The sequence below is a fragment of the Cohnella thermotolerans DSM 17683 genome (assembly GCF_000429825.1).
Lineage (GTDB): Bacteria > Bacillota > Bacilli > Paenibacillales > Paenibacillaceae > Cohnella > Cohnella thermotolerans.
In genome coordinates this window covers 24,946-48,805 of the sequence record NZ_KE386964.1, presented here as the reverse complement: position 1 = coordinate 48,805, position 23,860 = coordinate 24,946, and the positions used below count along the sequence as shown (strand labels likewise).

The 23,860-nt window shown below is 61.1% G+C and carries 19 protein-coding genes; 3 read left to right on the top strand and 16 right to left on the bottom strand.

The window, feature by feature from the left end; genetic code table 11:
* Positions 1 to 204 precede the first annotated feature (204 nt).
* Genes G485_RS0123185 through G485_RS0123175 form a run of 3 tightly spaced genes read right to left on the bottom strand, consistent with a single transcriptional unit; the run spans position 205 to position 3,973 of the window.
* Positions 205 to 1,782: a UDP-glucose--hexose-1-phosphate uridylyltransferase gene (locus G485_RS0123185; RefSeq protein WP_027094501.1), complete on the bottom strand. Its 1,578-nt coding sequence runs from the start codon at positions 1,780 to 1,782 to the stop codon at positions 205 to 207.
* 21 nt (positions 1,783 to 1,803) lie between these two features.
* Complete coding sequence (gene galE, locus G485_RS0123180; protein ID WP_027094500.1) at positions 1,804 to 2,790, bottom strand: UDP-glucose 4-epimerase GalE; 987 nt, start codon at positions 2,788 to 2,790, stop codon at positions 1,804 to 1,806.
* A gap of 1 nt (position 2,791) precedes the next feature.
* The gene (locus tag G485_RS0123175; RefSeq protein ID WP_027094499.1) at positions 2,792 to 3,973 is read right to left on the bottom strand and encodes a galactokinase; all 1,182 of its coding nucleotides are present in this window, start codon (positions 3,971 to 3,973) and stop codon (positions 2,792 to 2,794) included.
* 187 nt (positions 3,974 to 4,160) lie between these two features.
* On the opposite strand from G485_RS0123175, the gene G485_RS0123170 reads away from it, so the two are divergent.
* Positions 4,161 to 5,054: an AraC family transcriptional regulator gene (locus tag G485_RS0123170; RefSeq protein WP_035157868.1), complete on the top strand. Its 894-nt coding sequence runs from the start codon at positions 4,161 to 4,163 to the stop codon at positions 5,052 to 5,054.
* A gap of 507 nt (positions 5,055 to 5,561) precedes the next feature.
* On the opposite strand, the gene G485_RS0123165 is transcribed toward G485_RS0123170, so the two are convergent.
* The 8 genes from G485_RS0123165 to G485_RS0123130 form a co-directional block, all read right to left on the bottom strand.
* Positions 5,562 to 6,599 carry a zinc-dependent alcohol dehydrogenase family protein gene (locus tag G485_RS0123165; protein ID WP_027094497.1) on the bottom strand — a complete coding sequence of 346 codons (1,038 nt, stop codon included), beginning with the start codon at positions 6,597 to 6,599 and terminating at the stop codon, positions 5,562 to 5,564.
* A 132-nt stretch (positions 6,600 to 6,731) separates the two neighbouring features.
* Positions 6,732 to 7,793: a BtaManbiosPhlase gene (locus tag G485_RS0123160; protein WP_027094496.1), complete on the bottom strand. Its 1,062-nt coding sequence runs from the start codon at positions 7,791 to 7,793 to the stop codon at positions 6,732 to 6,734.
* Positions 7,774 to 8,766 (bottom strand): MTP-1 family protein, encoded by a 993-nt coding sequence (locus G485_RS0123155; protein WP_205620183.1) that lies wholly within the window; start codon positions 8,764 to 8,766, stop codon positions 7,774 to 7,776. The genes G485_RS0123160 and G485_RS0123155 overlap by 20 nt, the downstream gene beginning before the upstream one ends.
* Positions 8,767 to 8,847: 81 nt before the next feature.
* Positions 8,848 to 10,383, bottom strand: a complete 1,536-nt coding sequence (locus G485_RS0123150; RefSeq protein WP_027094494.1) for an extracellular solute-binding protein — start codon at positions 10,381 to 10,383, stop codon at positions 8,848 to 8,850.
* 55 nt (positions 10,384 to 10,438) lie between these two features.
* Positions 10,439 to 11,323 (bottom strand): carbohydrate ABC transporter permease, encoded by an 885-nt coding sequence (locus G485_RS0123145; protein ID WP_051318517.1) that lies wholly within the window; start codon positions 11,321 to 11,323, stop codon positions 10,439 to 10,441.
* A 1-nt stretch (position 11,324) separates the two neighbouring features.
* Positions 11,325 to 12,239: an ABC transporter permease gene (locus tag G485_RS0123140; protein WP_035157865.1), complete on the bottom strand. Its 915-nt coding sequence runs from the start codon at positions 12,237 to 12,239 to the stop codon at positions 11,325 to 11,327.
* A gap of 159 nt (positions 12,240 to 12,398) precedes the next feature.
* On the bottom strand, positions 12,399 to 14,705 hold the full coding sequence (locus G485_RS0123135; RefSeq protein WP_027094491.1) for a helix-turn-helix domain-containing protein: 2,307 nt from the start codon (positions 14,703 to 14,705) through the stop codon (positions 12,399 to 12,401).
* Positions 14,706 to 14,982: 277 nt separating this feature from the next.
* Positions 14,983 to 15,999 (bottom strand): asparaginase, encoded by a 1,017-nt coding sequence (locus G485_RS0123130; RefSeq protein ID WP_169732357.1) that lies wholly within the window; start codon positions 15,997 to 15,999, stop codon positions 14,983 to 14,985.
* A 355-nt stretch (positions 16,000 to 16,354) separates the two neighbouring features.
* Here G485_RS0123130 and G485_RS0123120 point away from each other — a divergent pair, with 355 nt between their 5' ends.
* The gene (locus G485_RS0123120; protein ID WP_027094489.1) at positions 16,355 to 17,254 is read left to right on the top strand and encodes a LysR family transcriptional regulator; all 900 of its coding nucleotides are present in this window, start codon (positions 16,355 to 16,357) and stop codon (positions 17,252 to 17,254) included.
* Positions 17,255 to 17,279: 25 nt separating this feature from the next.
* On the opposite strand, the gene G485_RS27935 is transcribed toward G485_RS0123120, so the two are convergent.
* From G485_RS27935 to G485_RS27930, 5 genes are all read right to left on the bottom strand, one after another.
* Complete coding sequence (locus G485_RS27935; protein ID WP_035157862.1) at positions 17,280 to 18,299, bottom strand: glycosyltransferase family 2 protein; 1,020 nt, start codon at positions 18,297 to 18,299, stop codon at positions 17,280 to 17,282.
* A gap of 29 nt (positions 18,300 to 18,328) precedes the next feature.
* A complete protein-coding gene (locus G485_RS0123110) occupies positions 18,329 to 20,122 on the bottom strand; it encodes a glycosyltransferase family 39 protein (protein WP_051318515.1) in 1,794 nt (597 codons plus the stop codon).
* Positions 20,123 to 20,592: 470 nt separating this feature from the next.
* On the bottom strand, positions 20,593 to 21,381 hold the full coding sequence (locus G485_RS0123105) for a sigma-70 family RNA polymerase sigma factor (protein ID WP_027094487.1): 789 nt from the start codon (positions 21,379 to 21,381) through the stop codon (positions 20,593 to 20,595).
* Positions 21,378 to 21,824, bottom strand: coding sequence for an anti-sigma B factor RsbW (gene rsbW, locus G485_RS0123100; RefSeq protein ID WP_027094486.1), 447 nt, complete (start codon positions 21,822 to 21,824; stop codon positions 21,378 to 21,380). The genes G485_RS0123105 and rsbW overlap by 4 nt, the downstream gene beginning before the upstream one ends.
* A gap of 16 nt (positions 21,825 to 21,840) precedes the next feature.
* Positions 21,841 to 22,197, bottom strand: a complete 357-nt coding sequence (locus tag G485_RS27930) for an STAS domain-containing protein (protein ID WP_051318514.1) — start codon at positions 22,195 to 22,197, stop codon at positions 21,841 to 21,843.
* 219 nt (positions 22,198 to 22,416) lie between these two features.
* Here G485_RS27930 and G485_RS0123090 point away from each other — a divergent pair, with 219 nt between their 5' ends.
* Positions 22,417 to 23,652, top strand: a complete 1,236-nt coding sequence (locus G485_RS0123090; protein WP_027094485.1) for an NAD(P)/FAD-dependent oxidoreductase — start codon at positions 22,417 to 22,419, stop codon at positions 23,650 to 23,652.
* Positions 23,653 to 23,860 lie beyond the last annotated feature (208 nt).

The following is a 23,860-nucleotide window of genomic DNA, read 5'->3' as shown; positions in this document are numbered from 1 at the left end:
CCGGGATTCCACCCATGTAGCTCAAATACTGAGTCTCTTTCGCCCGCCGCACCGGGATTCCGCGAATGTGAGGAATCCAGTTACTCTCTTCCGGCACGTCCTCCGCGTTTAGCCTGTCAGCCGTGGAGCCCCACGGCCAACAAAAAAATCCCGTCCCCCCGGTTCACCTCCGGGAAGACGGGAAAACAACGGCGGCCAGGCCGCTTAGAAGCCGACCGTACCGAGAAACCGATCGAACGCCGCGCGGCCGTTCGCGTCGTCCTTGTACACGCCGGCGTCCCGCAGAACGTCGCGGAACTTGTCGCCGACCGCGGCCTGCAGCAGCCGTTGCGCTTCCTCGGCGGGAACGCCCGTGCCGTGGGCGGCCACCAGGCCGGCGATCCAGGCGGCATGCTTCGCCAGCGGATGCGAAGCGTCGGCCAGCGCCGCCGCGTCGTAAGCCGAGCGGCCGGACAGCAGATCCGCGATCTCGCCCAGCTCGCGCTCCAAGCGGCCCGGCAAGACGGCCAGCCCCATAACTTCGATGAGGCCGATGTTCTCTTTTTTGATATGGTGAAGCTCCTTGTGCGGATGGAAAATGCCATCCGGATGCTCTTCGCTCGTACGATTGTTGCGCAGCACAAGGTCGAGCTCGTACTCGCCGTTGTCTTTCATGCGGGCGATCGGCGTAATCGTGTTGTGCGGCGTCCCGCCCGTCTGCGCATAAATGTCCGCCGCCGCGTCGCTGTATCCCCGCCAAGCGTCGAGAATGCTTCCGGCTACGCGCAGCAGCGCTTCGCGATCCGTCGACCGCAGGCGAACCACGGACATCGGCCATCGAACGATTCCGCCGCGCACGACCGGTTCGTCCGCATGCGTGCGCCAGCCGTCTACGCCGGCTTTCTCCATCGGGAACACATGGCGCCCCGCCTGGAAATGGTCGTGATTCAAAATCGATCCGCCCACGATCGGCAAATCCGCATTAGAGCCGATGAAGTAATGCGGGAACAACTCGACGAAATCGAGCAGCCGCGCGAACGTTTCGCGCGAAATGCGCATCGGCACGTGCTCGCCGCTAAAAACGATGCTGTGCTCGTTATAATACACATAAGGCGAGTATTGGAAAAACCACGGCGCTCCTTGCAGCTCGACCGGGAGCACGCGCAGGTTCTGGCGCGCCGGATGATCCGGCCGCCCTGCGTAGCCGACATTTTCCTTGCAGAGCAGACATTTCGGGTAGTCGGATTGCGGCAGCGTTTTGAGCAGCGCGATCTCCTTCGGGTCTTTCTCCGGCTTGGACAGGTTGACCGTGATCTCCAGGTCGCCGTAGGCGGTGGTGTGGAGCCAGTAGCCGTTCTTGCGAATGCGGTCCATCCGAATGTAGTTGGAATCGATACTCAGCTTGTAAAACCAGTCCGTCGCCGCCGCGATTCCCTTCTCCTTGGCCAGAGCGTCAAAGCGGAAGACCGTCTCGGAAGGGCGCGGCAGGAGCAGACCCATGATCCGAGCGTCGAACAGGTCGCGGTAGGTGATCGTGTTGTCCGGGATCAGGCCGAGCTCCGCCGCCGCGTCCAGCAAAGGTTCGAGCAGCGGCGCCGGGCTGTCCGGAATCGGCTCCGGGTCCTCGGCCTCCGCTCCGACCGGCCCGGACAGCCGGAACAAATCGAGCAGCGCGTTGACGGCGGCGTCGCGGTCGAGCGGACCGATCATACCGCTGCGCAAGGCGAATTCGGCAAGCCTCCGAATATGCCTTGTAATCGCGGCCGGCGATGCCGGGGACGGGATTGTCGATGCGTCGTTCATGTCGGTAAAGCCTCCCGTTGTTTACTTGCCGTATCCGTTCGGGTGGCGGCGGTGCCACTCCCATGCGCTGGAGATGATGTCCTTCAATTGATTGCGGGTCGGATTCCATCCGAGCTCCGAGCGGGCCCGCGCGGAGGAAGCGACCAATACGGCGGGATCGCCAGCGCGGCGCTCCTGGATGCGCGCCGGAATCGGATGGCCCGTCACTTCGCGCGCCAGATCGATCACTTGCTTGACCGAGAAGCCGGTTCCGTTGCCGAGATTGTAGACGGCGCTCTCGCCGCCGGCGCGAAGCCGGTCCAGCGCCAGCACGTGCGCATCGGACAAATCGCTCACATGGATATAATCGCGGATGCAGGTGCCGTCCTCGGTCGGGTAATCGTCGCCGAAGACGGAGATGAATTCGCGCTGGCCGAGCGCCACTTGAAGCACGAGCGGGATGAGATGCGACTCGGGGCTGTGGTCCTCGCCGATTCGGCCGCTCTCGTGCGCGCCCGCCGCGTTGAAGTACCGCAGCGACACGAATTTGATGCCGTGGGCGTGGTCGAACCAGCGGATCATTTTCTCCATCGCCAGCTTCGTCTCGCCGTACGCGTTCGTGGGCAGCGTCCGGTCGAACTCGTCGATCGGCACCTTCTCCGGCTCCCCGTACGTCGCGGCCGTCGAAGAGAACACGATGCGCTTCACGTTTGCCTTATTCATCGCTTCCAGCAAGCACAGCGTTCCGTACACGTTGTTGTGATAATACTTGCCGGGGTTCTGCATGCTCTCGCCGACCAGCGAGTTCGCCGCGAAATGAATGACGCCGTCGATGTCGTTCTCCGCGAACACCCTATCCAGAAACCCTTCGTCCCTAAGGTCGCCGACATACAGCTTGCCGCCCAGCAGCGCTTCGCGGTGCCCCTGGTACAGATTGTCGACGACAACGACCTCCTCGCCCTTCTCCAACAACGCCGCCACCGCGTGGGAACCGATGTACCCGGCTCCTCCCGTCACCAATACCGCCATGTTACGCCTCCTTCTTCCATTCGCGTACGCCGTCGCCGATATCGCAGACGTAGAAGTCTGCGCGCAGGCCGGTCGCCTCCTCGTATTTCTCTCCGACTTCGGAGATGAACCGTTCCACCGAATCCTTGTGCACGAGCGAGATCGTGCAGCCGCCGAAGCCGGCCCCCGTCATGCGGGAGCCGAGCACGCCCGGCACGCTTCGCGCCGCGTCCACCATGGCGTCAAGCTCCGCGCCGGTCACTTCGTACAGATCGCGCAACGAGTCGTGGGACGCGTTCATCAGCGCGCCGAACGCCGCCAGGTCGTTGCGGTTCAGCACCTCGATGGAGCGCTGCACGCGGTCGATTTCCTGAACGACATGGCGGGCGCGGCGGCGCACCGTCTCGTCCCCGATCAGCTGCTCATTCGCTTCGAACTGCGCGAGCGTCAGCTGGCCGAGCAGCGTCAAATCCGGGAACGCCTTGCGCAAATCCCGCACCGCCTGCTCGCATTGCGCCCGGCGCTCGTTGTATTTCGAGTCGACCAGGCCGCGGCGCTTGTTCGTGTTGCCGATGACAAGCTTATAGTCGCCCGACCGGAACGGAACGAGCTCGTACTTCAGCGTGTCGCAGTCGAGATGAATCGCATGGTCCTTCTTGCCGTTCGCGACGGCGAACTGGTCCATGATGCCGCATTTGACGCCGACGAATTCGTTCTCCGCGTGCTGCGACCAGAGGGCGATCTGAACGGTGTCCGTCGGCTGCCCTTCCATCGTCAGCAGCGCGAACGCGGTGACGACCTCGATCGAAGCGGAGGACGACAGGCCCGCGCCGTTCGGAATTTCACCGTGGAACAGCAGATCGTAGCCGCGCGACAGGCGGTAGCCGCGTTGTTCGAGCTCCCACGCCACGCCTTTGGGGTAGTTCATCCAATCGTCTTCTTCCTTGAGAGAGAGACCGTCGAGCGGGACTTCATGCGACAAAGCGAAGTTCGTGGAAGCCAGACGCAGCTGACGGTCGTCTCTCGGACGGATGAGCAGCGTCGTACCGAAGGTGAGGGCCGCCGGAAAAACCGCTCCGCCGTTGTAATCGGTATGCTCCCCGATCAGATTGACGCGCCCGGGCGCGTGGAAGATGCGAACAGCTTGCTCGGTTCCGCCGAATCGGCTCGTGAATTCGTTCAATAAGGACGTCAATTGCGGCATAAGGTTGTTTTTCTCTCCTTGTGGCAAGCGGATTTGATAGTTCCAGTATAACGAAAAAAAGCCGCGGCGGAAAATGGCGGGATGTGTTCTTCCTATGGAGAAAAGTGACTTTTCAGCGGAGCATGGAGGGGCGGCGGCGTGGTACAATGAGAGGTGAGAATATCGATCGGATTCGCACAGGAGGCCGATGCGCGTGCCGAAAACGCCGACATACCGGGTCGTATCCAACCCCGTGAGCGCCAGCCCAGCCGAGCCCGGAGGCTTGACGGTGCTGTTCGCGGGAGAGAGCCAAACCCGTCCCGAGCATCGGGTCGGGCCCAAGGTCGTCGACTATTATTTGCTGCATCACGTCATCTCCGGCAAAGGCGTGTTCGCCGCCGGCGAGTTGCGGGCGGAGCTGCGCGCGGGGCACAGCTTCCTCATTCATCCGGGGCGGCTCGTCAGCTACGCGTCCGACGCCGAGGAGCCTTGGCGCTACCGCTGGGTTGCGTTCACGGGCCGGCAAGCCGACTCGCTCGTCGCGGAGGCGGGCCTGTGCGGGGAGCTTCCCGTTGTCGACACCGGCGGGGCTCGCGGTCCCGCCGAGCTGTGCAAAAGCATTTTCGAAGCGTTCCGCACCCGCAAGCGGTCCTCTTCGCTCGAAGCGGCGGGCCATCTGCACCTGCTGCTGGCCGCTCTGCAAGAAGCGGCGACCGAAGCCCGTCCCGCCGCCCTCCGTCCCGACTCCCACGCCGAGGAGTTGGTCCGTCAAGTCGTCGGCTACTTGTCGACTCAATATGCCGAGCCCGTCACGATCGAGACGATGGCCGAGGCGCTCGGCTACAGCCGGGCTTATTTGTCGAGGGTGTTCAAGCGCCATACCGGCATGACGCCGGTCGCCTTCCTGACGCAGGCGCGGGTCGACCACGGACGCAGGCTGCTGCGGGAGCGTCCCGAGCTGACCGTGGAGCAGATCGCCTCGTCCGTCGGCTTCCGGGACGGCTTGTACTTCTCCAAGCAGTTCCGCCGCCATTACGGCGAGTCGCCGACCGAGTACCGGCACTCCGTTGCACAAACAAACGCGCCTCAGCGGAGACTGTAAGGCGGGCTTCGATCATGCAGCGTCCAAACGCGCTGCGGCACTCCCTGTAAGATCGATTTTCGTTCTTACAGCGTCCAAAAAAATACCGGATGGATGCAGCCAAGAGAGTGTTCCCGAACACGAGCGAGGGACCCGATTGCTAACGGACACAGAATCCGCTATTCGCCGAAAAGACCGGGATCTCGGCAGCCTAACGGACCGACATTCCGTTATCGATCGAATTGCCGCCAATCCGGGCCCTCCTCCAAGCGAATAAGGAATCTACGGTCCGCTATTTTCTTCAATACGCATCCGGACGCAAAATAACGTACCTACGGTCCGTAACGCGAACGGCATCGCCCCTCCCTCCGCCTCGATACCGGCAACAAAAAAGCGCCCGGGAACGAACGGCTCTCGCCGCCCTCCCGGCGCCTTGCTGCAGCCTGACCGGCCGCCCTCCCAGACGCCGAACTTCTGCGTGATCGGCCCCCTCACAGACGCCGAACTTCTGCGTGACCGGCCGGCGGGCTACCGGCCGCTTTCCCTTGCGCGCTCGGCCGCAAATACGATGACGCCTTTAGTCACGTTCTTTCGCGGATATTCCCGCATCGCCTCGGGCACTTCCTCCAGCGCGAATCGGTGGCTCACCAGCCCCTCCACGTCGACCGTTCGGCTGCGGATGAGAGCGATCGCTTCTTCGTGCGTGTACGGATTGATAAACGAGCCCATGATCCGCAGCTCCTTCGAGAAAACGGCGAACGGCGAGACGGCGATCTCCGTCTCGGGCGAAGATACGCCGAACAGCAGCGCCTGACCGCCCTTGCCCGCCGTTCGGAACGCCAGCTCCATTGACTCCCGCCGGCCGACGCATTCGATGACGATATCGGCCGCCCCGTTCCACGCCCGAACGGCCTCATCGTCATCCGGCCGGAAGACGGCGTCCGCGCCGAGCCGCAGCAGTTGCTCCCGCTTCCCCTCTGCGGGCTCGAACACGACGACCCGACCCGCCTGCCTGCGGACCAACTGCAGAAACAGTTGGCCGATAAAACCGCCGCCCACAATAACCGCCGTATAATCGGGCCTGATGTCCAGCTTCTTGAACCCGTGCAGCACGCAGCCGAGCGGCTCGACAAGCGCGCCTGCCACATCGCCGACTTCGTCCGGCAGCCGGTAGCAGTTGGCGGCCGGAACGGCGCAGCTCTCGCCCATCCCGCCGTCCCGGGTGACGCCCAGCGCCTGCAGCCGGTCGCACAGCTGCGGCCGTCCGCTTCGGCAATAGCGGCAGCCGCCGCAATAAATATTCGGATCGACAGACACCCGGTCGCCCGCCGCAAAGCCCGTAACCGCCGAACCGACCGCGGTGACGACGCCCGCGAATTCGTGGCCGAGCACGATCGGCGGATGAACGGCGGCCGAGCCGGGATGGCCGTGGTAAATATGCTGGTCCGTGCCGCAAATGCCGCAGGCCGAGACGGCCACCCGAACTTCGTCCGGCCTCAGCTCCGGCTCCGCCCGATCCGTCTCGACCGCGATGTCGCGTTTTCCTCTTAATACCGCTGCGCGCATGATCGATACCTCTCCTTATTCGCCTTGCGGGCAAGGGATAAAGCCCGCCGCCCTAATGGGCAGCGGGAATATTCTCCGAATGAGCGAATGACCGCACGATCCGGATCAACCGAACGGCTCCGGCAAACCGGCTTACTCGTACACCAACCCTTCCATTATCTCCCCGAGACTCAGCTCCGCGCAAGCCATCGACGTGTCTGCCGCGCCGTAATACATTTTCACCTTATCGCCCCGGGCGATCGCCCCGCATGAGAACACGACGCCCCCGAAAAAGCCGTTCCTCTCGTAATCGGCCTCCGGCTCCAGCACCGGAGCGGCGGAGCGGGCGATCACCTTCGACGGATCGTCCGCATCGAGCAGCAAAGCCCCCATGCAGTAGCGATGATCCTCCGTCGCCCCGTGATACAGCGCAAGCCACCCTTTGTCGGTGCGAAGCGGTACCGCCCCGCCGCCGATCCGGGCGCTGTCCCACATCCCTTCGCGCAAGCCGGCGAGATGCTTGTGATTGCCCCAATGGAGCAGGTCGGGAGACTCGGCAATCCAAATTTCCGGGCGGCCGACGCTCCTCACCGTCGGACGGTGCAGCGCATAATATTTGCCGTTCACCTTCTCCGGGAAAAGGACGACGTCCTTGTTGTCCGGGCCGAAAATAAGCCCGTGGCGCGCCGCGCTCCGGAAATCTCTCGTCGACGCCATGGCGACGCCGATGCCGACCGGCGACACGGCCGAGAAGACGATGTAGTACGTATCGCCGATCTGCGTCACGCGCGGATCCTCGATGCCGAACGTCTCGAACCGTCCGGCCGGGTACAGGAACGGCTCGTCGTCCACGCGAAAATGGCGGCCGTCCGTGCTGCGGGCGATGCGGATGTACGAGATTGAGGTCAAATAGGCGAAGCCGGCATCTGTCGAGACGTTGCGGATGACGCGAGGATCGGAGAAGTCGTAGCGGGCGTCGTCCGCCCGAATCTCCGTCACGCCGACGGCGCCCGCCGCCTCGTCGTAAACCGGCGCGAGCACGATGCCCGGCTCCGGCGCGATCGGGCGCTCCGCCACGCGCAGCAGCATAAGAATCTCGCCGCCGTAAACCGCGATGCCGGCGTTGAACGCCCCGATCACCTCGTAGCCTTCGTGATAAGGCTTCACATCCTGCGGTGTCACGAGCGGGTTTTGCTCATATCGAACGGTATTCATGAATGCGCTCCAGCTCCTTCCCCTCGTATCGGGCGAACGGGTCGGCTATCGTAATCTTCTGCGCTTCCGCGTCGCCGACCCCGGCGTACAAATCCGCGGTACCGTCAGGCTTGCGAATCAAACCGCCGCTGAACACGACGTCGGCCAAATCGCTGCGCTTGGCTTCGCCGGGCAGAAAACGGTTTCTGGCCGCAATCAGCTCGATGTCGGAATGTTCGCCCGTCTCGGGATCGAGCGCGAACGCCATCGGATAATAATGGCGCGCGCCCCATGCGTCGAAGCAAGCGATATGGCCGAGCACGCCGACCAGCCCTCCCGCCAGCAAATGGAGCTCGTTCGCTCCGCCCCATTCTTCGTCGGCGAACTGGCCGGCGAGCAGCGGCGCGTCCTCGATCGCTTCCACCGTCAGATCCCCTAGCGACGGGAGACGGACGAATCCGATCTTGCCGCGCCCGCCCTTCTCGCCCTGCGGCCGGGTAAACACGCCCACGCCGCCGTCCGCCAGCTCGATCAGCCGCAGATCCTTCATGCCGTCGGGCCCCGTGAAGAACGGCTTCAGCGTGTCGATGCCGGAGCCTTTGTAAAACACCGTGCGCCAGGACAATCCGCCCGTCCGTCCGGGCAGGGGATACGTCTCCACGCCTCCTACGATCAATTCTCCGCCGATTCTAGTATGGAACGGATCTTGCAGCCTTAACACGGGCGCCCCTTCGCGGGGCGTCCAAATGCCTTCCCGCTGCGTGAAAAAGACGATGTCCGACGACTCGCTGTCCCTCGACTCCACGCGTCCGGCGATCACCGGCCCGCCGCCGTCTTCGAACGGAGCCGCAATATTGTAAACGTCCTTGTCTCCGACACCCTCAAAGACGAGCTTCTCCGGATTCGCGGCCCACTTGCCGCTAGCTTCATAGTCTCGGAGCAGCGCCGAGCACGTTCGAATCTCTCTTTTCTCCGACCGGGTCAAAGTAAACATCGCGACTATTTCCCCTTATGAGCCACATCAATAGCAACCGTGGTTTCTTGCGAATTCGAAGCCTGCCGATCCCGCTTCGTTCTAGGACTTCAGCTGCGCTTTGTAAGCGTCGAGCTGCTTCTGATATTCGGCCAGCACTTTGTCGATTCCGGCCGCCTTCAGCTTGGCAAGGGCCGATTTGATGTGCTTGTCGTAGTCCAGCACTCCGCGGTAAATCGGCGACACGTCGGACGTATAAACCGCCTGCACGTTGCCCATCTCCGCCTTCACCGGAGCCGGATCGAAGAAGAAGTCCGCCGCGAAGAAGTTTTTGGCGTCGGGATCGGCGACGTACAGCGCTCTGTTGGCAGACAGATAGTCCGGATCGACCCGAATGAAGTTCAGGTTGCCGATCATCCAGTCGTCCTGCAAATACAGCGGCATATTGGTCGCCGGGTCCATGATCGACTCGATCCCGCGGTCGCCCACCTTCTTGTACGTCTTGCCTTCGATGCCGTACATGAACAGGTCGTAGTTGTCCTGGTTCGCGTACAGCCAGTTCAGGAATTTCACGCACTCGGCGGGGTGCTTGCTGTTGGCGGCCACCACGTTGACGTTTTTGGCGTTGACCATCCGGTAATGCGGTTTGTCCGGATTGAGGCGGATAAGCTCGAAGTCCTGGTCGGTGGCGTCGGGATACGTTTTCTGAACGTCGGACAATTTGTTCGGCGTGCCGAGCGTAAAGACGTATTTGCCGTATTTGATCTGATCGACGATCTGTTCCTGCTTCACGGTCAGAACGTCGGGGTTGATCAGCTTCTTCTGATACGCTTCGCGGAACCAGGCGGCGTCTTGCTTGAACTGCTCGGTCTCGACCCAGTTTTTGACGATGCCGTCCAGGCCGATGAACGCGATATTGTCGCGAACGGTGAACGGATAATCGTCGTAGGTGCGCTGGAAGATGTCCGCAGGCCCCGCCGTCCCGCCCCGCAGCGGAATGGTCAGCTTCAGGCCCAGCTTGTCGTTGACCTGTTCCATCGCGCTCATCAGTTCGGTCCGGTTCGTGATCGGTCCGGTCACTCCGGCTTTGTTCAGCAAATACCTGTTTAGCGTAAGGGAGCCGTCGACCGCCGATTCATACCAGTACGCGGGAACGCCGTAAACATGGCCTTCCTTCGTTACCCCGCTCCATACGGACTCCGGGATCACCTTGCGCAGGTTCGGACCGTATTGTTCGATTTCGTTCGCGATGTCCTTGAGCGCCCCTCGTCCGGCATAGTTCGCGATGCCGACCCAGTCGTTCATGACGTGGAACATGTCGAATTCTTCGTTCGTCGACAGCTTCAGGTTGATTTTCTGCTCCCAGGCGCCCCAATCGATATATTCCTTCTCGATCCGGATGTTCAGGCCGTCCGCCTGCAGCTTCTTGTTGACGGCTTCCTGCACGGCGGGCCATTCCTTCGGCTCCGTGCCCGGGATAACGTACTTGATCGTCACCGTCTCCTGCTTGGGCGCTTCTCCGCCCGCTCCTCCGTTCGATGCGGCGCCGCCTTCGGAATCGGCGTTGTTGCCGCCGCAGCCGGCAAGCGGAACGACGAGCAGCAGACAAGCGGCCAGGATTGCCGGCCATTTTCTCATAAGACCCTCTCCTTCAGTAAGATAGTGGGTATATGCACCTCTTGCGAGGGACACATCAGCCTTTGACGGAACCGATAATGAGCCCCTTGGTAAAATACCGCTGCAAATAGGGGTACAGGAAGACGATCGGACCGATCGTCAGAATGACGGTCGCCATCTTGGCGGATTCGGCCGGCAGCGTGTAGTCCGTCGTGGCGCCGTTCGGCAGCATATCCAGCATCTGAATGTTGGAACGCATCTGGAACAGAATGTACTGCAGCGGATACAGCCTCTTGTCGTCCACGAGCATGATGGCGTTGAACCAGTCGTTCCAATAGGCCAGCGCGTAGAACAGCGTAACGGTGGCGAGCACCGGCGTGCACAAGGGCATATAGATTCGGAAAGCGATCCGCAGATCGTTCGCGCCGTCGATATAAGCCGATTCCCGAAGAGCCCCCGGCAGGCTCTCCATGAAATTTTTGACCAGAAACAAGTTGAAGGCGTTGAACATGAGCGACGGGACGATCAGCGCGAGAAGGTTGTTCGTCAGTCCCAGCCGGGTGCACATCAGGTACCAGGGGACAAGGCCGCCGTTAAACAGCATCGTGATGAAAAAGTAAAGCGCCAGCACGTTGCGGTATTTCACGCTCGGGTTGGCCATCGGATAAGCGGCGAGCGCCGTGACGAACAAAGCCAGGAACGACCCGGCGATCGTCACGATAAAGGAGATCAGATAGCCTCTGAAAATCAGGCCGCCGTTGACGAGAATCGTCCGGTACCCGTCCAGCGACCACCGGTCCGGCAGCAAGCGGTACCCGTGCGCGACGATGCTGTCCTCGTCCGAGAGCGAGACGGCCAGGGTGAGCAGCATCGGCAGCAGGCAGGCGAGCGCGAACAAAGTCAGGGCGGCGTAGATGAGCGGCGTACCGATGCGGATGCGTGTGCGTTTGCCCGCGGTCATGTCAATACAACGCCCCTTCCTTGAAAAATCTGCGCGTTAACCAGTTGGCGATAAAAACGAGCAGCAAGCCGACCGTTGATTGGAACAGCCCGACCGCGGCCGCGTTGGACGGATCCCCGATTTGCCGCAAGGCGCGGAACACGTACGTATCGATGACGTCCGTCGTCGGATAGAGCACGCCGTTGTCGCCGATGAGGGCGTAGATCATGCCGAAATCGCCGTAAAAAATTTTGCCGAGATTGAGCAGCGTCAGAATGGCGACGGTCGGTGCGAGCAGCGGCAGCGTAATGCGAATCGTCTTCTGCCAGCGCGTGGCGCCGTCGATGTCGGCCGATTCGTACAGCGAGCCGTCGATGCCGGCGATCGCGGCGAGATAGATGATCGAGGACATCCCCGCATCTTTCCACACCTTCATGCCGACGAGAATGGCCGGCCAGGCGTTCGGCGTCGAATACCAGTTGACCGGCGTGAGGCCCAATGCGGCGAGCCCTTGGTTGATGATGCCGTAGTCGCTTGCGAACAGGCTGTACATCATGTAGCTCACGATGATCCAGGACAGGAAGCTCGGGAAAATCATCGTCGTCTGCGCAAACTTGGCGAACAGCTTGCTGCGGATCTCGTTGAACAGCAGCGCCAGCGCCACGGAGACGACGGTGACCGCGACCAGAAACAGCACATTCAACTGAATCGTGTTGAGCGTGACGCGCATCGCGTCGTTCGACTGGAAGAAAAAGCGGAAGTTGTCCAGCCCCACCCAATCCGCATTCAGCAGTCCTTTGCGGTAGTCGAACCGTTGAAAGGCGATCAGCAAATACGGATAGGTGGCATAGGAAAATAAAAATACGTAAGCCATCGCGGGCAGGACGAGCAAATAGCAGTACCGGTTTCTCGTAACTTCGCGAAAGAAGCGCGCCATGTTCTCCCCCCTTCGAATCGGTCTTGAGTGAATCATACCGGGAGACGGCGCGCCTGTATATTTCAAGTATCGGTATCGCTTTCACAAATCCGTTTTTTGCGCTTTCAAATTTCCGTTCCCGGTATCAAAAAAACGATAATGAAGCGGGAAAATGTCGTTTTATCGCGATAGGCCCGCGTCGTTTGCCGCTTGCTCCCGATATTGGGAAGGCGTCATGCCGTACTTTTTCTTGAACAGCGTCGTAAAGTACGGAACGTTGTACACGCCGACCCGCTCGCCGATTTGGGCGATCGGATCGTTGCCGGCGGCGAGCAGCTCTTTGGCCCGCTCCATCCGGACGTGCGTCACGTAGTCGATGAAGGTTGCGCCCGTCATGCTTTTGAACAGCTTGCCGATGTAGCCGGACGAGAAGCCGAACCGCTCCGCCGCCGCTTCGAGGGAAAGCCCGTGCTCGGCGTAATGTTCGCCGACGAATCGCTGAATGTCCTCGACAAGCTTGGCGTTTTTGGATACGGCCGTCTGTCTGCGGTTCGCCTCCAGAAGTTCGACAATCCGGAAGCAAAGCTCGGACAGCAGCTTCTCCATGTCGTCCAGCGTTTCGATCTCCCTTGCGCGATCCACCGCTTTGTCGAGCTGTTCGACGTCGACGCTCCACCATTCGGTCATGTATTCGAATTCGCGCAGGATCCCGGTCACCATAAAATTCGTGGCGTGCATCGCGTTCTTATACCCGCCCTCGGCAAGAATCCGCCGAAACTCCCCGATCTCCTTGCGGATCGCGTCCCGGTTCCCCAGCTTCACCGCTTCGATCAGCCGTCTCTCGATCGCGACAGGATAACGCGGCGTTTTGTCGCTCCCTTCCGGCGCCTTGCCCGCAGCGGCAATGCAGCCGTGGCCGAGGAACAGCCGCGTCTGAACCGCTTCGCGAGCCGCCTGGTACGAATCGGATATTTCGCTGAGCGAAGCGACCGGGGTGCCGATGCCGACCGACAAGCCGACGCGGTAATAGTCGCGGACGGTGTCTTGAATGTCGCCGAGCAGCAGGTACACGTTATCCTGCAGATCCTCGTCCCCGGATTGGACGATCACCGCAACCTCGTTCCCTTCCGCATTCGCGACTTCGCAGCGGTAAGCGCTTCCCAATATTTCCTGGGCGATATTGCCGATGGCGAAACGGTACAGCCCCCGGTCGAAGGCGTTATTGCGTTCCCGAAACGTCCGGTACTCGTCGATTTGGAAGAGCAGCACGCGCAAAATCGGGCCGTCCAGCCGGCTCTCCCACTCTCGCTTCATCTCGGCCGAGACGGCGATCCGGTTCGCATTCCCTTTGAGCAGATGCGAGAGATAGCTGGCCTTCAGCGCGTTCGACGAACGGATGAGCCGCGATTCCATCGACCTGGCCGCTTCGATCGAATGGTCGAAAGCGTCGGCCAGCATCTCGTATTCGTCGAAGCGAAGCAGCGGCGACTCCTTCTTCCCCGCGCCCGCGCTCGTCTTGTCGAGCAGCGCCCGGATCGGGTTGTAGATGTTGCCGCTCAGCAGCAGCGACAGTCCGCCCGCCAGGACGATCAGCAAGATCGCGGCCAAGACGGTCCAGTTGCGCACCTCGGTGATGTCTGCGATCAGCTCCCCGTACGGTCTCGCACTGACGAAATACCAGTCGAGAGCTGACGACTTCACGTACGTAATCAGCTGCTTCTGACCTTCGACGACGGCGGTGAAGCTGCCTTGGCTCCGGGAATCGGCAAGAATCTTCCGCACATACGCCTTGTCGGCAAGATCGGTCATGAAATATTCGGGGTTGGAGTGGGACAACACCTTGCCGGACGCGTCCATGACGAAGGTGCCCGCCTCCCGGGAAGAACCGCCGATGGTGCGCATCGTGTTGCGGATGTAGGCTTCGTCCAGGTCGAACACGATGGCCGATCTCGGCTTCTGCGCGAAAGACCGTTCGGGAATGAATTTGAACGTCAGCAGCCGCAGCGGCTTGCCGTCCAGTAATACCGACGTTCGGGGGAAAAAGTCCAAGTAGCTCGATTCATCCGGAAGGAACAGGTCCGAATCCTCCGGAAGCCCGAGACAGTCCACGTAGCCTCCGGTCACAAAATTGTAGAGGCTGAGGTTTTTGATGAATGGGTAGACGCCTTGAATTCGGGTCAGAAACAGGCTGGCCGTATAATTGACGATTTTGTCGTCTTCCCTGGCGTTCAGGAACGACATGATCTCGTGATCGCTCAGCAGTTGGCCCGTGATCGTCTGAACCTGCTCGTAGACGACGTTGGACGTGTACCCGACTTGAGCCAGCATTTGCCTGGAAGACTTGTCGATCTCCCGAACCGCTTTGGCGGAAAAGAGACTGTACAAACTGACGGCGAGCAGCGAGACGGTGACGACAGACAACAGCAAATAGGACAGCACCATTCGCCGATAGACGCGGTATTGCCGAATCCTCTTCAGTAACGTCATGCTTTGCCCCCTAATATCGGTAACGTATGCCGGCCGTCGAGGCCCTCGATACGCTTCAATTCATCGAGACGGAAAGCCCGCGGGCCGAGCGATAATGGAAGGTTGTGGCGATCGGACACGCTAGGTTGTATCCGCTTACATAGAGATCGGAGGACGCGCCGTTCGACGCCTCCATTGCTGCAAATGGCCGACGGGTTCGCTCGTCCGGCGGTATCCTTCGGCCTGTAACCCGATCTGGCGGCTGCCAAGAAACGGTCGTGTTTTCGGAATCATTATACTAAAACACAACTTCCCACGTTCCCGCCTCGGCTCCCGCGTCGTTGCGGAAGACGCGGGGATACCGCGCTCGCAGCCGCTCCATCGTCTCCGGCGACGCGCCGCCGTACTTCTCCAGCAGCGCGATGACGACCGGCCCCCAAGCGGCTTCCGAGCCGTCGGACAAGTGCACGGCGATGCCCAGCCGCTCCTTGCGCAGGCCGAGCGTGAACAGCCCTTGCGCCCCGCTTTTCGCGACGATGTTCGGATCGGCGAGCAGCAGGCTCGCCAGCCGCCCCGGCCCTTCGACCAGGTCCGGGTAGCGGTTCATCGCCCGGACGACCCGCTCGGCCGCCCGCGCGGCTGCCGCGTCGGGAGCGGTATCCGGGCACGCCAGCCGCGCGTAGGCGAGCGCCGTCCGCCACATCGGCACCGCGGTCACCGGCAGCCCGCAGCCGTCGCGCCCGACGGCGGTCTCCGCCTCGCCGGCGCCCATCCATTCCCGCACGCGGGCGACGATTCGCCGCTGGGCGGGATGGTCCGGCTCGGCGTACCCTTCCAGCGGCCAGCCCATCCGCTTGCACCACGCGAGCATGCCGAGATGCTTGCCCGCGCACGTATGGTATATTTTCCGCGGGACGGCCCCGGCGCGCACCCAATCCTCCTTCGGCCGGGCGGCCGTCGGCGCGACCGCCTTGAACGCGAACGCCTCCTCGGGAATGTCCGCCGAGCGGAGCATTTCCGCAATCGCCTCGACCTGCTCCGCGTATCCCCGCTGGGACGCCCCCAGCATCGAAAGATGGCGGTCCTCCCACCCGAACGCCTCCGCCACGCCGCCGAGCAGCGGCTCGATCGCCTGCATCGGCTTGCCCGTCGAGCGGATGAAGGCAGGTCCGGCCGTGTCTCCGCGCGATTCCAACACGTGCTCGCCGTCCGCCGATACGACGCACAGGCGCCCGCGAAACTCGTTCTCCGCCAGACCGCCCCGCGTCGTTACCGCGAGCGGCGCATCCATCGGCATCGCTTTAAAATCCCTCATGTTGTCGTCCTCCTCGGCCGCCGTTTCCAGCCAATCAAAATGACGGCGTTTCCATCGAAAATATCGATAACCTTCATGCAAAACGTTGGATAACTTTGCCATCCGGACCGGTGGTAAGATGAATGCCAAACCAACCGCCGACGGGAGGCGAGAAAATTGTTGATTAATGACCACGAGGCCCTTACAATATGGAAAAACCGCGAGCGGGAACTCGAACGTCGGCTTGAGCTCCAACGATGGAAAAACGAGCGGAAGAGCCGGTCCCGCCGGGCTCGTCTCATCTCTTCGTTGCTGGCGTTCTCGTCCTTCCTCAACCACAAGTAATCCCATCTCGAACGGCCGGTGGTGATCGCCCTTGGATTTAATCTATTTAAGAAGCTTCATGGAGGTCGCCCGCTGCCAAAGCTTCACCAAAGCGGCGGAAAATCTCGGTTACGTGCAATCCAGCGTCACGACGCATATTCAGAAGCTGGAGAACGAATACGGCGTCATCCTGTTCGAGCGCTACGGCCGCACGATGCGCCTGACTTCCGCGGGCGAGCAGCTGCGCCACTATTTCGATCAAATCCTGCGCCTCTACGACGATTCCAAGCATTTGATCTCCCGCCAGGTATCCGGGCACCTGGATATCGGCACGATCGAGTCGCTCGTCGCTTACTTCCTGCCGCCGGTGTTCAACCGCTTCCGCGAGGCGTTCCCGCAGATCAACCTGCAGGCGCTGCCGCTAGCCGAGCCGCACATTCTGCAGCTCATCAAAACCGGCGAGCTGGACATCGGCATCATCATGGACCGGCTCGTGACCGAAGAGGACGTCGAGTCGATTCCGCTTCGGCAGGAGCCGCTCGTGCTCGTCGCAGAGCCCGGACACCCGTTATGCGGCGCCTCTTCCGTTCATTTGAAGGACCTTCATAATCTATCCTACATCGCCACGGAACAGACGTGCACGTACCGCGCCGCCTTCGAAACTCTGCTGAACGGCCACAACGTCGCTTACCGGATTCATCACGAATTCGGCAGCCTCGAAGCGATCAAGCGGCTGGTCGGTTACGGTCTTGGCGTCGGCTTGCTCCCGCGCATCGCGGTGGACCGGGAGCTGGCGGAGAATCAGCTGGTCGCGCTGCCGTTCGCGCATCCCGACATCGTCTTCTATACCCAAATCGTGCTCCATAAGAAGAAGTGGAAAAGTCCCGCCATCCGCCATCTGATCGAGCTTCTCACCGAGGCGGCGGAAACGGACAAGAGGCTGGCCCGGTAACGCCGGGTTCAGCCTCTTGCTTTTGCTACGATCGGAGGACGCCCGTTCCGACCGGTTCCTTCAGAAGCTCCCGTTGCTGCGCATCTCCCGCGGAACCGGCCGTCCCGTCCCCCAGGTTCAGCCTGTCCGCGACCACATAGAGCGGGCGCCGCTTCGTCTCCTCGTAGATTCTGCCGATATACTCGCCGAGAACGCCCAGAAGCGACAGCGTAATGCCGTGGAACAGCAGGCTGATGACGACCATCGAGCTCCATCCGGGCTGCGTCGTGTTCGTGAACAGCCGCTGATACAGGACGACGAGCAGATAGACGAAGCCGACCGCCGACATGAAGAAGCCGAGAACGCCGGCGATCTTGAGCGGCTTCGTCGAGAACGACGTGATCGCGTCGAGCGACAGGCGGACCATTTTGCGAAGCGGATACTTCGTCTCTCCCGCGAACCGCTCGTCGCGCACGTATTCGACGGACGTCTGCCGGAAGCCCGCCCAGCTCACCATGCCGCGGATGAACCGGCTCTGCTCCCGCATGCTGCCGAGCGCGTCGCAAACTTTCCGGTCCATGAGCCGGAAGTCGCCCGTATCCACGGGGATGCTGACGCTCGTCATGGACCGCAGCAGCCGATAGAACGCCGCGGCCGTCAGCTTCTTGAACCACGATTCGCCGCGCCTGGCGATCCTTCTTCCGTAGACGACGTCGTAGCCTTCCCGCCAGCGGGCGATCATCTCGGGAATGAGCTCGGGCGGGTCCTGCAGGTCGGCGTCGATCAGGACGACCGTGCGGCCCGAAGCATGGTCCATGCCGGCGGTGACCGCGATCTGATGCCCGAAATTGCGCGAGAAGTCCACCATTTTCACCCTCGCGTCCTGCTCGCCCAGCCTTCTTACGATCTTCGCCGTCGAATCCCGGCTCCCGTCGTTGACGAAGATGAGCTCGTACGTCTCGCCGATCGGCTCGAGTGCCTCCGTCAGTCGCCGGTATGTCGTCTCGATGACCTCTTCCTCGTTGTACATCGGAATGACGACCGACAGGAACACAGGTCCGTTCATGTTAAATCCCCTTTTCTTAGCCTATCCGCTTAGAATCCCCAACTCGGCAGCCAGCGGATGCCGAAGTTCATCCATTCCCGGCTGATCGTCATGCCCGTCAACACGGGGTAGAACCAGACGAGCAGCACGGCCGCTCCCGCCACCGTCAGCCAAGTCAGCTGCTTGCCGTAATAGGTATTCTCCTCAAGCAGCCGGAGAATCCAGACGATGGACAGAATGAGCAGCGGCACCATCGGAAAGTAATGGTACAGGAACGTGATGCTGCGCGGCGCGACCATCCACGGCACGTAGAACGACAAGTACATGACGGCGATCGTGAGCACGACGCGGTCTCTTCGCAAGAAGCCGAGCACCCATGAGATCAGCATAGCCAGCAAGCCGCCCCACCAAACGAGCGGGTTGCCGATCGCGGCGATGCTTTGCGCATCCCCCTTGGCCAGATCCGGACCGCCGTAATACCAGACCGGACGGATCATGAACGGCCACGTGTACCACTTGGAGGAGTACGGGTGCTTCTCCTTGACGCCTTTATGATAATTGTACATGTTTTTCTGGTACTGCCACAAATCCTTGATGCCGTCGTCGGCCTTGGTCGCCTTCAAATAAGGGATGTACGAAGCCGTGTAAATGCCGGCCGGCACGGCTCCGAACAGAACGACGCACGTCAGCAAAGTGAGAATGGCCCGCTTGCCGTAGCCCCTCTCGCCTTCCCGCTTCGCCTCCCGCACGTGGCGGAACAGCGAGAGGAAGAACAAAATCGCCAAGCCCGCGCCGCCGTACAGATAGTTCCACTTGACCGCGGCCGCGCAGCCGAAGAAGACGCCGGACAACGCCAAATAGCCGATGCCCCGGCCGAAGCCGCCCGCTCGCCATTTCGTCTCCCCGTACCGGTACATCGCGTAGTACATGACGATCGTGAAGGTGACGCCGAAGATATCGACGTTCGCCATCCGCGAATGCACGAGGTGGAACCCTTCGAACAGCAGCAGCAGCGTCGCGACGGTTGCGTAGCGCGTCCGCTTGAACATGCCTCTGGCCGCCGCGTAGAATATGGGCACCATCGCCGTGCCGCCCACGGCCGCCATGAAGCGCCAGCCGTACGGCGTCATGCCGAACCATTCCACACCCAGCGACAAAATAACTTTGCCCAGCGGGGGATGCGTGTTCTCGTACGGTTCCATCTGATGAATAAACTCGTAGGCCGTGCGCCCGTGATAAATCTCGTCGAAATACATGCTGTTGCGGTAATCCGGGCGGTACGGCGCTTCCGATTGCTCGTCGAACACCTGCGTCCCGCCGCCTTCGGACTCGCTGCCCCGCGTGCCGGTCGGCTCGATGGCCGCGATCGGAATCGGCGTCCGCGAGCCCGAGCCGAAGAACGCCGCTTCGTAAAGACGGAATCCCGTCGTGACGGCGGTGAAGCGCATATAGCGGGCTTCCGCCTTCTTGTTCTCGGATTTCCAGGTGAACACCCGGTTCACCTTGTGCTCCACTTCCGCGTAAGTTTGCCAATGAGTGCCGTCGGTCGAGTATTCGATTTTGCTCTTGCCCGTCGCCCCCGGTCCTTCGTACAGGTTCAGCCTGTCCACCGTCTTCGTCTCCCCGAAGTCGACGACGAAGCCTTCTCCCGATACGCCGGGCTTCCAGAACGTCTGCGGAGCGGAGCGATTGCCCAAATCGTGTAAGGATGCCAATGCGGATACCAACGTTAGTAAAGCGATGATGATCCAGTCCCACCGCGTCCAGCGACGACCGCTCCGTTCGCCGGAACCGTACGTTCCGAAGCCGAACGGGGACGATCGATCGTCTACTCTCCAATCCATGAACGTCCTCGCCTTCCTCACCAGTCTTTCCCTATTGTAGACGAAAGCACGTACGCCGGAAAGCCCCCGTCTGGTTCGCGGGCCGCAAGCGCGGGTAAAGAGAAGTAGCTGCACCAATCCCATTGGATCGGGCTTCTCTCCGGTCCCGAAGGGAGGAAAAGTCGATGTGGGGCATCTCGATCGGCTTGCTGATGACCGTTCGGATCGGTCTCATCGGCGATTCGCGGGTGCGCAGGCCAAGCGGTTGCCGAAGCCAAGAGGGTTCGTGCGGAATATCACAGTCAGCGTTCAGGCGCATTGGCGCGCTGTAAGATCGAAAATCGATCTTGCTCTTCATCGGCCTCTGCAGGTCTAAAAAGTCGCCCGGTACGACGAGCGCTCTTCTTCGCCCGCAGCTTGCGTAAGTATTTACCAAAAAGAGCGTCTAAATGGGACGTATGGGTGATTAAAAAGTTCGTTCATTCGATTCGTCAGCCGCTGCCGGCGCACGACTCCCGGTCGTGTCCGTTCAGCCATTTTTTTAACTGGTTGATCGCCCGCCGCTGGATGCGGGAGATGCTCATCTGCGAGACGCCCAACCGATCGGCCACATTCCTCTGCGAATAGCCGTCGCGGTAAAGCAGCACCAGCACCTGCCGCTCCTCCGGCTTCAGCCTCTCCATCGCGTTCTGCAGATCGATTCGGCTGTCTACGCCTTCATAATCGTCCCCGGACGTTCCGATCAGCTCGCCGAGCGTCGCCTTGTTCTCCTCATCGGAAATCGGCGTATCCAGCGAAACGTAATGATAAAGCTCCCGCCCCGCCAGCACCTCGAGCGTCTCCTCCAGGTCCATCTCCAGCCGTTCGGCGATTTCCTCGACGTTGGGCGAACGCTCCAACTGCATCGTCAGTTCGTCGATCGTCTGCTGGACGATCAACCCTTTCTCCTTGATCCGCCGCGGTACCTGAACATACCACGATTTGTCGCGCAAATAATTTTTCATCTGGCCGATAATGCTCTTCATCGCGTACGGCTCGAACGGAATGCCCAACTCGGGATCGAACTGCGACAGCAGTCGGAACAAGGACATGCGTCCGACCTGGAACAGATCCTCCTGCAGATCCGGCCTGCTTCGCGAAATTTTGTGAGCCGCCGTGCTGACGAGCGGCTCGTAATGTCTCACCAAATCATCCGCCAATTCCTTGCTCTGCGTGCGTTGATACGCGAGCAGCTTCTCCATCGCGTCGTCGGGCAGACGTGCGCTCCCGCTCGCTCTCATACTTGCTCGGCTGCCGCCCGCCGCTTGGTCAGGATGACGGCCGTCCCTTGATCCGTTCTCACTTCCACGCTGTCCATCAAAGCCTGCATCAGATAAAGTCCCAATCCGCCCGACTGGATCTCCTCAATGGACTTCCCGTGCAGACTCGACGAATGAAAATGGTCCGATGGACGGAAGCTTTGACCCGAGTCTCTTACCGTAATTTGCAATTCGCCTTCGTCCAGAATATCGAAGCGGATGTCGACGGAGCCTTCTTCCTCGTCGTCCGCGTAGGCATGCAGAACGGCGTTGTTGCAAGCTTCCGACACCGCCACCTTCATGTCTTCGATCTCTTCGTACGAAAAACTCATCTTGACGGCGACCCCGTAAAGCGTCAAACGAACCAAATCCACAAATTCGGGTCGTGCCGGGACCGACAGCGTCACGTTCGCCTCTTTTTTCATCGCCTGTGTTCCTTTCTTACGATTTCGTATCGATGCCGCTTAAGTTCGGATAAGCTTCGGCTGACGCAAGAAACGGGCTGATTCCCGTCATGTCGAACAGCTTGCGAATGTTGGCGGGAATCTCCTCCACGGCAAAAGGCGCCTGGCGCGCGTGCCTTGCTTTGAGGATGCCGATCAGAATGCCGATTCCGGTGCTATCGATATATTTCAGATCGCGCAAATTCAGCACGAGCTTGCGGTCGCTTTGTTCCATCAGGGGCTCCATTGCCGCCCGCATATGCGAGGCCACTTCCAAATCCAGCTCCCCGGCGACGTAAACGACGGTAGCTCCCTGGCGGTTCTCGGTATGGAAGGTCAGTTTGTCCGTTTGCATAAGAAACCCCTTTCTGCTCCATGCTTCAAAAAGAATTACCCGGAAGGTCCGCCTATGAAACGCGGTCGGCCTGCGGCCCCTCCGGGCCGGTTTCGAGGGCGCCCCAAGGGCAAGCGATGGCACGTTCTCGCGCATCCGTCGTGCGGAAGGTGATTTCCGCCGTCCGATAATGCGCATACTTTGTTCAGCCCGTCAGCTATCAGGGATGGAGGGACCTTTTTGACTCTGCACTACGGATCGCTGTACTGGCCCACGACATGGCCGAATCCGCCCCGCTATCCGCGTCTGTCCGGTTCCGGGAGCTTCGATGTGCTCATCGTCGGGGGCGGCGTGTCGGGCGCTCTGTGCGGGCTTACGCTCTCGCGCAGCGGAATCGAGGCCGCGCTGATCGAGCGGAACGCCGTCGCTTCCGGTTCCTCTTCATCGAATACCGGACTGCTTCAATATTCTAATGATATCATGCTCTGCAAGTTGGCGGAGCAAATCGGCGAAAGAGACGCGGTCGTCTTCTACAAAGCGTGCAAGGCGTCCGTCGAGCATCTGGCGCAAGTTGCCCAATCGCTGCCCCGGGAAGTCGGCTTTAAACGCCGCAGCAGCTTTTACTTCGCCAGCTCCAAGGATGACGTTCCCGAGCTTCGGCGAGAGTTTGAAATGCTGGACAAACACGGGTTCGGCGCGGAATGGTGGGACGAAGCGGACATCGCCGCCGCGTTCCCGTTCCGCAAGGCCGCGGCCATCGTCACCCACGGCGACGCGGAGATGAACCCTTTCCGGTTCGTAACCTCGGTCATCGAAGAAGCCGTCCGCCACGGGTTGAAGGTTTACGAGCACACGCCGATGCTCGCGCTGGAAGGGGAGAACGGCCGGTTCGTCGTGCGGACCGGCGAAGGGGACATCCGCGCGAAGCGGGTCGTTCTCGCCGTAGGCTACGCCCCGGAAACGGCGGGAAGCGATTGGGTGCTCGGCAAAGCCGTCATGAACCGCTCCTACGCGATCGTAACGAAGCCGGCCGCTTCGCTGGCGGATTGGCACCAACGGTTTATGCTGTGGGAGACGGCCCGGCCTTATCTTTATATCCGGACGACGGACGACGGGCGAATCGTGGCCGGAGGGCTGGATGAGCCGCTGCGCCGGCCGGTGCTGAGCGAAGCCGATCTCCGCCAGCGCTCGCTTCGGCTGCTGGCGGAGATCGGCCGGCTGTTCCCGGACCTTCGTCCGGAGCTGGAATACGAATGGTGCGCGACCTTTACGGAATCCGCCGATCATTTGCCGATTCTCGGCGAAGACCCGGCGCGGCCCGGGGTGCATTACATTTTCGTTTACGGCGGCAACGGGAGCGTCTACAGCAACATCGCCGCCCAGCTTATCCGGGACAGCCTGATCGGAGAGCCGAACCCGATCGCCCCGATCGTCAGGGCGCATCGGACGTCGCGGCAAGCCGCGGTTCGGCATTGACCGGACACGCAAAAGGCGGGCAGGAGCCAACAAGTCGAAAAAAGCTGCCGGAACCGGGACCCGCCCCGATCATTCCGGCAGCTTATCTTCGTTCCCGAACGTCAATGCAGCACGCCCGCGGCTCCCGCCGACCACAGCAGCGTGTCCGCGTTCCGGGTCCAAACCGTCCGACCCGGTTTGAACCCGGAATGCGAGCCATCTGCCCCGT